The organism is Streptomyces sp. NPDC057623 (assembly GCF_042800355.1).
Taxonomy (GTDB): Bacteria; Actinomycetota; Actinomycetes; order Streptomycetales; family Streptomycetaceae; genus Streptomyces.
This window is the reverse complement of sequence record NZ_JBHVGZ010000142.1, coordinates 1-9,590: the sequence shown is the minus strand read 5'-3', so window position 1 is coordinate 9,590 and position 9,590 is coordinate 1. Positions and strand designations below refer to the sequence as shown.

Sequence of the window (9,590 nt, the reverse complement as noted above, 5' to 3'; positions counted from 1 at the left end):
GCCCCGTGAACGTCTCCACCCACAACGACTCAGCCCTCAACACCCCACGCATACAAGGGAAATGCCCAGATCACGGCCTTCTGCAACGCGCTTTACGTGCCCGGTTACGCCATCCGCGGCAGCAGCTACGTGTCGCTCGCGGACATCCCAAAGACGGGTCGAACGCGCCGTCGTGCAGTGGGTCGGCCGGGACAACACCGAGCGCCTGCACTCCGCACTCGATTACCTCCCACGCGAGGAGTTCGAGGCGGCCTACTACCGTTCATCGGTTACTCCGAACGCCGCCTGAAACCCACAAGATCGGCTGCTACGAAACTCGGGGCAGCTCAGTGGTGGTACAGGGGCGCCTGATGCGCAGGGTCACACATGCTTGCGGAATCGATGAAGCCTGCCTGGGGCCGGCGCGGCTCGGCCTCCAGGCAGCAGGTTTCCCGAGGGCTTCAGTCAACAGATACGGCTACTGACGTGCTTGCGCTGTACAGACCGTCCCCGCTGTACACGGCTGTGACGCTATACGGTCCGACCATGCGAGGCAGATGCGGGAGCTGTGCCGTCCCGTCCTTGCGTACCCGTTGTGGAGCGCCGACCTCGTGCCCGGCGCCCACGCCGTCCAGGTAGAACTGGACGTGCCCGGTCAGTGGGGCGGGCTCGCCGGTCGCGGCGCCGACGGTGGCCACGGCCGAGCGTTGCTTCTCGCCCTTACTGTTGGGTTCCTTCAGGCTCAGAGTGGTGTGGGTGGTCTTGAAGGCGACATCGGTGACGAAGGTGCGGAGCAGCTTGCGCCAGACGTCCCAGGAATGGACACCGTCGAGAGTCGTCTCGACGAACGGAATGTCGTTGGCCTCCAGATTTGACTGGTAGGCCATGGCCTGCCCCTGGCTCATGTGGGACGCGTCGAAGCGGCCACCGCCCACGTGCAGCCCGAGCCGGGTCCGCAGAGCGGGGTTCTGCCATCGGGAGTCGGTGACCGGTGGGGCACCCGCTCCGCCCAGACTCCAGCTGCCGAAGTAGCCGAACTCTTCGGTCGCGTTGAAGAGGAGGTCGTTGGCTCGTTGTCCGCCGGCGGACAGTCCCGCGAAGGCGCGATCGTCGGGCCGGTCCGAGACATGGAAGTTGTCCTCGACGAACGGGATGACGCTGTCGAGCACATCGGAGCGGTAGCACTCGACGGCCGAACCACCGCATCCGCCCAGGCCGTTGAAGTCGGTCATCACGACGACCATGGGTTGAACCCTGCCGTCGGCGTAGAGATTGTCCAGGATCCGGTTGGCAGCTCCTTGCGTGCTCCAGGCGAGTTCGTCATCCCCCATCCCGTGGCTGAGGTAGAGCGTGGGGTAGGGGGTGCGGCGGTCGGGGTCGTAACCGGGAGGCGTGTAGACCACCATGTCGTGCTTCCCGGGCGGGGAGGTGGACGCCGGTGACGGATAGGCCATCACCCTCAGCTCGCCGATGCCCTTACGGCGGGGAGCCTGCCAGGAGAGATCCACCGTTCCGAAACGCGGGTCGGAGGGAACGTAGACCTGGCTGTAGGTGAGAGGGCCGGACCAGGTCGGATTGGCCGGATCCTGGAGCCGGGTGCAGCCCGTGAGGACCGGGGAGTCGCAGTTCACGAAGAAGCCGTAGTTGAAGGTGCCCGATGGCAGCGGCAGCGTCGTGGACCACGTGCCGTCCGTTCCGCGCTCCATGTCGCTGAGCGACCACAGAGGAGGCTGGTTGGGACGGTAGGACGGAAACGCTCCTGGTTTCCATTGCGCCGGAGTCCATCCGGCGCTGCTGGTCAGGGTGGAGTGCGCTGCGTCGCTGAACAGCCACTGGCCGAAGATCTGCACCTTCGCGGCTGCCGGGGCGTCGAACCGGAAGGTGACGGAGTAGCCGGTCGGGCCGGACCGGGTGTGGATGATCTCCGGCCCGGGGCGCGGCTTCGGCGTCTGGGCCGCAGCGGTGGGTGAACTCATGGTGATGCCCGCTCCGAGGAGCAGCACTGCGGAGAGGAACGCTCTTGACAGGCGATGGCGTGACACACCGACCCCTTTCAGGCCGCGGGAGATTCGCGGAGATCGGTCTACCACATTAACTACCGTAGTAGGTACTAAAGTCCGGGCGCGTGCATTTCGAAGGCGTGACTCGTCCTGCCGGTCGGCGCCCACCGTCAACACCCGCCCCTTCGCCGGGAACGGCGCGGCTACGCAGTGCCAGGCGCGAGGAGGTCGCCCAGACCCGGCCCGTACCGGGCTTCAAGTTCCGGCCCGAAGTCCGCCACAACGGCCTGAAGGCGCAGTTCGTGCCGGACATGGCCGGTGACCACTGCCGCCAGCAGGGGGTCGGAGGCGGCCATGCACTCCCAGCGGACACCATCGGCGGCTTGCGCCCACAACGCGTGCCGGTCATCGGCGACGACCGCGAACTTGCGTGCCTGACGGTCGGGGTCGAACGCGCCGTCATGGCTGCGCACTTGCCCACGGGACAGCTCGGGGCCGGCGCCCCCCAGACAGAGCACATTCAGCCGGACACCGCGCACGTCTGCTCGTTGTACCGCGGATCGGACCCCGTCGATCTGATCGCTATGCGCGGAGAGCCAAACGTGTCGTTCAGCGGCGTCGATCAGGGCGACCGCACGCCGTTCGATCGCCGGCCAGGTACGCAACGTGCGCAGCACGCGCAACTCTTCCTCGCCGTGGTCACGTCCGATCTCGGCGAGCCCCGCCTTCGCCTCGGCCAGCCGACGGCAGAAGTCGCCGTCCAACTGGGACAGCAGGTGATCGGGCGGTACAGCGACGAACCTGGCGGGATCTGAGCCGATCTGGATGACAGCACGCTTGTCCGCCAGTCGGCGCAGCGTCTCGTAGACCTTCGGCTGTGGCACCTGGGTGAGATTGCCGAGCGCATACCCGGTCATCGGCTCCTGACCGATCAGCCCGATGTAGGCCCGGGCTTCGTACTGGGAGAACCCGAGGCTCACCAACTGGCCGACGATGTCCCGATCCATTCGCGTCCTCCTACTACCTACCGAGGTAGTAATGATGATAGTCATCGCGTGTCGCTCCCCTTCGGCTGAGGAGACACGTCTGTGAAGATCCTGGCATTGGCCGCTGTCCTGGCCGGCTTAGTTCCCCCAGCTTCCGCCGTCTCGCATGAGCACCGGCAACCCGAACTCGGCTCCAGGAGCGCGCCTGTCATCACGATGGACGGCCTGCGCTTCCGTGACCTCGACCGCAATGGCAACCTCACGCCGTACGAGGACTGGCGCCGCTCTCCCGAGCGTCGCGCCATGGACCTGCTGGGCAGAATGGCACTGCCGCAGAAGGCCGGTCTCATGGTTCACGGGACCCTGCCAGTCTCGGGGCAGGGCTACAACCTCACCACGCTGACACCGCTCATCGCCGACAACTCGGTGACCACCTTCATCACTCGCCTGTCGGCCCCGCCGGACAGGATGGCGGCCGCGAACAACTCCGTCCAGGAACTCGCCGAGCGGCAGCCGTTGGGTATTCCCGCGGTCATCTCCACCGACCCCCGCAACGGGTTCGCCGTGGCCGACGGACAGACCATCCCCCGCAACGGCACCACCGCCCTTCCCGACTTTCCCGGCATGACCGCGGCCGGCGACCCCGCGCTGACCCGACGCCTGGGCGACATCATCCGCCAGGAATACCGAGCCGTAGGGCTCACCGAGAGCCTGTCACCCCAGGCCGACATCGCCACCGAACCCCGCTGGGGACGGATCAACGGCACCTTCGGCTCCGACCCTCACCAGGCGAAGAGGCAGGTCCGTGCCTACGTGGAGGGCATGCAGGCGGGGTCCACCGGGTTGAGCGGCAGGAGCGTGGCCACGGTCACCAAGCACTGGGCCGGCTACGGCGCGCAGGAGAACGGCTACGACAGCCACTACTACTACGGGCGCTACGCCACCTTTCCCGGCGGGGACTTCGACGCTCACCTGACGCCGTTCACCGGAGCGTTCGACGCCGGGACCTCCGGGGTCATGCCGACCTACTCGATCCTCAAGGACCTGGTCCACCGGGGAACCAAGGTCCCGCAGGTCGGCGCGGGCTTCAACAGCTACCTTCTGAAGGATCTGTTGCGCGGGCGCTACGACTTCGACGGGGTGGTCCTCTCGGACTGGGCCATCACCGGGGACTGCCCGCAGGCGTGCCGGGACAACCGCCCTCCCGCATCGTTCGTCGGCCCGTGGGGAGTGGGGATGCCCTGGGGGGTGGAGGAGCGGACGATCGTGGAGCGATTCGCTCTGGCCATCAACGCGGGCGTGGACCAGATCGGCGGCTCCAACCAACCCGCCCATATCGTCGAGGCGGTCCGGCGGGGTCTGCTGAGCGAGCAACGCGTGGACCAGGCCGCCTACCGGATCCTGCTGCAGAAGTTCCAGCTCGGTCTGTTCGAGAACCCCTATGTGGACCCTGTGGCAGCCGAGGCGCTGGTGGGCGGCGAGGCGTTCCAGCGGGTCGGTGACGACGCACAGGGCAGGTCATTGACCCTCCTGCGCAATGAGCGGCGCCTGCTGCCCGTCCGCGCGGGCAAGGTGCGCACCGTCTATCTGCACGGCGTCTCCGCCCAGAGCGCCGAAGCCCGTGGCCTGACGGTGACGAGCGACCCGGCCGAAGCCGACCTGGCGGTCGTCCGACTGACCGACCCGGCCGGCGGGGCCGATCTGACCGGACTCGACTTCACCGGCGCGGAGGATGATTTCCAAGCGCTCAAGACGGCACACGCGGCGGGCGTGCCGACCGTCGCCGTGCCCAAGCTGGACCGGCCACTCGTCCTCACCGATGTGATGAAACACTCCGATGCAATCTTGGCCAACTACGGAGTGTCGGACGCCGTCCTGCTGGAGACACTGTTCGGCGAGCGGTCGCCCGCCGGCCGTCTCCCCTTCGAACTGCCCTCCTCCATGGCGGCCGTGGAGGCACAGCTCGAAGACGTTCCGGACGACTCCGTCCGCCCTCTGTTCCATCGGGGCTACGGACTGTCGTACAGGTGCTCTTCGGAGAGGACGCACAGCTGCAAGGCCGTCAGTGAGTAGTATCCGACCAGCGTGGTGACCTCGAAGACCGCCCGCGCCCCAGTTCGCCGGTCGCCTCGTCGTACCCCTCACCGATGAGGTGGATCGGACGAACAGGGCGCGCGCGGTCTTCAGCTTGGCGGCCCCGCTGAATCGGTGAAGCCTGTCGCAGTGCCGGAGTGGATCGTGGCACCGAGGACTTGCAGCGCTGCACCAACGGGCGGGCCGAGCAGCGCTTCTTGGCGTCAACGAGATCGAACGAGCGTGGTCCGGTGGCCTGTGCGCCACGGGTGATCGCTTCGTACGCCTGACACTGCGCTTCGTCCAGGCCTTGCAGCGCAGACCGGAGAGACGGTTCAGCCCTCCTTCGACCGGCTGCTGCGGGAGCCGCGGCGCCTCGATGTCAGGTCACACGTCTCCAACAAGCGCTTCTTGGTGCCGGCGAGAAGCCTGCCGATGTCTCAATCGGCCGTCTGCACGGCAACGTTGCCGCTACGTCCACGATGCCGTCATGGTTCCGTGCGGGATCTGCGATGGAACGCAGACCTGTACGACCTCCTGGGCGAGGATCCTGTGAGTTGCCGGTCGACGGAGGTGCGCGTACGAGCGGCATGCTGGACTGCGCCCACTGCGAAGGGCTCCTAGTCACCGAACAGTGCGGCGAGCCCCAGAGCGAGCGCTTTCGCATCGGGGCGGACACAAACCGTCGGGCAGCGGTACATGGAAGTCACGACACGGCACACAGCTCTTTGCCCGGCGCGTCGATTCGCTACCGACCTCCTCGCTGAGCCATCAACTCCCGCTGCCCCTTCTGGTGCCCGCCGTCCGCAACAGGCCACGTCCGCACCGTTGACCCGCGAACCGAAGCCTGTGTACCGTCTGTCTAATTCGAAAGCGGCTTTCAGTCAGTGAGAGTGGCGCGGTGAATATTGATCTCGACCCTTCAGACAGACGAGTCCTGTCGACAGGCGGACTCGGCATAGCGTGTGCATGTGGTTTCCCTTCCACGGGGGCGCAGGTAGCCCTGGCGGACGCGAACAACGTCGCAATGGAACAGCTGACAGACGCCACCGACCCCACCCTCCCTACCCAGGTCGACCCGAGCAGTGCGGAAAGCAGCCGCGCCGCGATGGAGAAGGCCGCAGTCGGCCTCGGCGATCTGGACACCCTGATGCACACCGTGGAGATCAAGGACCGGCGGTCACTGCTCGGCCACTTCGACGAGGACTGGCAGCTGAGCCCCGCGGGCAACTTGTTGAGCGCCTATCGGCCAGGGCAGGCGGCCGGACGAACCATGTGTGAACAACGGGCGGGCCACTTGGTGTTCGTGCCTTCGGCGTCCAGGCTGCGCGCACCCGAATGCACGGCTGCGGGCGTTGGCGTCAACGCCGTGGCACGCGGCTCCGTTAACACCATTTGCCATCTGGAAAGTCCCGAAGTCAGGGACGGGGCAGCCACCCCGGCTCCGGCCGGACGCCTCGGTACGCCTGAGAAGATCCCCGGTCGGACCTGTCCTCCCGATCTGACCGCCTTCGTCACGGGCCAGGTCCTGCACGGCAGCACCGGAAGGACCCTCGCGTGAAAGCGCACTCCGCAGAAAGGGAGTTTGCGGTGACGGATGCCGGGGCGGGGTTCGGTGCGGCCCTGACGCAACGGACAGCCACCAAGGAATCCGATGCCGTCCACGACAACTCCTCCTGGCAGGGTTCCGAGGCCGGCGCCCGGCAGGGCGGTGCGTCGGGGCCACCGGGCTGGGGGCGTACGCACGGACGTCAGCGCAGGGGACGACGTCCGGTCGCTGACCAAGCAGTCGTTCACTGCGTTCGACAGGATCAATGTGCTGGTGAACGACGTCACTTCGGAGCAGATGCCCTGGCTCGTTCTCACCCCGGACAGGCTCGTTCAGGTGATCGCCATGGACTTCAAGCGCCCGCCGTCGTGCACGCACGAGTTCGGTGATCGCATGCTGCAGCCGGACTGCGGTGCCGTCGCCGGCATTCGGCTCCACGGTCATCGTGCGCGGAAGTTCCCATGCTCTAGTAGGCGGCGGCCTTCACCTCGACGGTTCGAGTCGACGCGTTCACACCGAGGTTCATGGCGACCTGGCTGACCGGGTCACGCGCGGACTGGCGGAACGGGCGCCGGGAGCAGCTCCTGGCGATGACGCCGCTGAGCCGGATGCCGCGGCCGCAGCAGCTGGCGGGAGCCACGCTGTTCCCGGTCAGTGGGGAAGCAGCACGCACGACCGTCGGGCTGGTGTCGCCGACGGCGGATACAACATGGTGGGTGCCTGATGAAGCTCGTGACCTTCGATGCGGGACAGGTCGGATACATCGACGGCGAAACGGTCGTCGAGCTGGACCTCCCGAATACCCGGGAGTTCTTCGGACGGGAAGGGCCCGTCGCCGAGACCGGCCGCACCTTCCCGCTGGCTCAGGTGCACCTGCGCGCGCCAATCGTGCCCAAGAAGTTCTTCCACACCTCGGGCAACTACCGTGAGCACGAGGGCGAGCCAAGGCAGGTGGGCTGGTCACACCCGATGCACAAGGGCATCGTCTTCTTCCAGAACGTCGACGCGATCGTGGGTCCCGACGAGCCGGTGGTCCACCCCGAGCACCTGACCAGTGAGCTGGACTACGAGCTCGAACTCGCCGTCGTGATCGGCAAGCCGGGCAAGTTCTTCACTCCGGAGCAGGCGCTCGACCATATTGTCGGCTACGCGGTCTTCAACGACATCACCGCGCGCGACATCCAGCGACGCGAGATGCAGTCCGGTGCCTTCTCCTTCTGTAAGGCGATCGACACCTTCTGCCCGCTCGGGCCGTGGATCGTCACCGCCGACGAGATTCCCGACCCGCACGATCTGCGAATGGAGCTCCGTGTCAACGGCGAGACGCGGCAGAGCTCGCACACCAGCCGGATGATCGTGAGCATCCCGGAGCTGGTGGCCTACCACTCGCCCCAGGGATACAGCGCGGGCGATCTGATCACCACCGGCCCCGTCTCCGGCACAGTGGGCCACAGCCCCGACTCCGCCGGCCTCTACCTCAAGCCGGGCGACAAGATCGAGGCCGAGATCGAAGGCCTCGGCGTCCTGCGCAGCCCAGTCATCTCCTGGCAGGAGGCGCACGGCACGGCTCCCCGCCCAACAGCATCTGGCGACTGTGTCGGCAACGCCCGGCGACCGTCCGGTCCCGCTCATGGATGACCGAGCTGCCGACATGGCGAGATCGAGCGGCGATCGATTCACTCCCGCCCCCATGGCCGTGTTCACTAACCGGCAGGAGTTTCGCCACTGAACTTCGGCCACCGCACTCCCCCGGCGGCGAGCCGATGCGACCCCCGCAGCTCGGACCACCTGCCCCGGGCAACTGCCCGACCTGCATCACGGGCCCGCAAGCCGGCAGCGAGCTACCAGGTGACCGCGTGGACTAGGAAGTGGGCTTGTCCTCGGTGATCGGTACCACGGCCTACCGGGTCGCCGAACAGCACGCATTGAACCACGTCGCCGGGCCCACACCCCCCTGGCACACACAAACGGCATCGTCAACGCGTCGCCGGTCGACATGGCCCCATCCCGGACCGCCTGCTTCCGGCATTGGCACTGCACGCGACTTGGGTGTGGCAGGCCTGGCTCATCACGCCCCTTGCAGCCCCCGCGCAGCACCGAATGTCACTCGGGGTGCCGGAACCAGGTTCTTCCACTACGTCGGCCGACTTCCCGCACTCGGCGCCGAACTCCACCTCACATGATTGAAACTTCAATCAGACCGAAGTAGACTCTACTTGTTGAAGGTTCAAGGGGTCTTTCGGTCGATTTACTTAAAACTTGAATCACTACGGGAAGTGTGAGACCACATGATCAATCGCAGAAACATGCTCCGTGGGGGAGGCGCCGCCGCTCTGGGTGCACTCGCCATCACCGCTGTGACCAGCGGAACCAACCTGGCGACCGCGGCGACGCATCACCCGGAACTCCTCGGCGATCCCGCCTCCACCCCGGAGACCGAGTCGCTGTGGCCCGCCCACCTGACCCACACGGAGCGCAGACACCTCCAGGTCTTCGACGAGCTGGACTTCGCCGTGTACTCCAATCAGCAATGGGACCGGCTCGGTGAGAGCCACGCCCAGAACATTCGCGTCCACTGGCCCGACGGCCACTACACCGACGGCATCGAGCGGCACATCGCCGACCTCAAGAGCCAGTTCGTCTGGGCCCCGGACACCCGCATCACCGAGCATCCGATCCGGATCGCCAAGGAGAACCTGACCTCGGTCACGGGCGTGATGCAGGGAACCTTCTCGCGCCCCATGCCCGACGGAAAGGGCGGCTTCATCCAGCCGACCGGCAAGAAGTTCTCCATCAACATGGCGACAGTCGGCCTCTGGAACAAGCGCGGTGTGATGGAAGAGGAGTTTCTCTTCTGGGACAACCAGACCTTCTACCAGCAGATCGGCCTCGCCTGACCTGAGATGAGACGGCCCGCCCCCGGGGAAGGGACGCTGTTGGCGAATTGTGGGGCGGCCCGTGCGTGACGTCGGTCTCCAAGACCTGGTTGTGGTCTTGGAGACC

General features: G+C 66.5%; 7 protein-coding genes. 4 read left to right on the top strand and 3 right to left on the bottom strand.

What is annotated here, in order from left to right:
- Window positions 1-440: 440 nt before the first annotated feature.
- Window positions 441-1,955 (bottom strand): alpha/beta hydrolase-fold protein, encoded by a 1,515-nt coding sequence (locus ACFU95_RS50350; protein WP_383844477.1) that lies wholly within the window; start codon window positions 1,953-1,955, stop codon window positions 441-443.
- 227 nt (window positions 1,956-2,182) lie between these two features.
- Window positions 2,183-2,986 (bottom strand): TrmB family transcriptional regulator, encoded by an 804-nt coding sequence (locus ACFU95_RS50345; RefSeq protein ID WP_383844474.1) that lies wholly within the window; start codon window positions 2,984-2,986, stop codon window positions 2,183-2,185.
- A gap of 195 nt (window positions 2,987-3,181) precedes the next feature.
- On the opposite strand from ACFU95_RS50345, the gene ACFU95_RS50340 reads away from it, so the two are divergent.
- Window positions 3,182-5,038 (top strand): glycoside hydrolase family 3 protein, encoded by a 1,857-nt coding sequence (locus ACFU95_RS50340; RefSeq protein WP_383844471.1) that lies wholly within the window; start codon window positions 3,182-3,184, stop codon window positions 5,036-5,038.
- A 901-nt stretch (window positions 5,039-5,939) separates the two neighbouring features.
- A complete protein-coding gene (locus ACFU95_RS50335; protein ID WP_383844468.1) occupies window positions 5,940-6,599 on the top strand; it encodes an SDR family oxidoreductase in 660 nt (219 codons plus the stop codon).
- Window positions 6,600-7,053: 454 nt separating this feature from the next.
- On the opposite strand, the gene ACFU95_RS50330 is transcribed toward ACFU95_RS50335, so the two are convergent.
- The gene (locus ACFU95_RS50330) at window positions 7,054-7,227 is read right to left on the bottom strand and encodes a hypothetical protein (protein ID WP_383844465.1); all 174 of its coding nucleotides are present in this window, start codon (window positions 7,225-7,227) and stop codon (window positions 7,054-7,056) included.
- An 83-nt stretch (window positions 7,228-7,310) separates the two neighbouring features.
- Between ACFU95_RS50330 and ACFU95_RS50325 the strand changes: the two genes are divergently transcribed.
- Both ACFU95_RS50325 and ACFU95_RS50320 read left to right on the top strand, forming a co-directional pair.
- Entirely contained in the window at window positions 7,311-8,225 is a 915-nt protein-coding gene (locus tag ACFU95_RS50325) for a fumarylacetoacetate hydrolase family protein (protein WP_383844462.1), read from the top strand.
- 650 nt (window positions 8,226-8,875) lie between these two features.
- A complete protein-coding gene (locus tag ACFU95_RS50320; RefSeq protein WP_383844460.1) occupies window positions 8,876-9,484 on the top strand; it encodes an ester cyclase in 609 nt (202 codons plus the stop codon).
- Window positions 9,485-9,590: the final 106 nt, after the last annotated feature.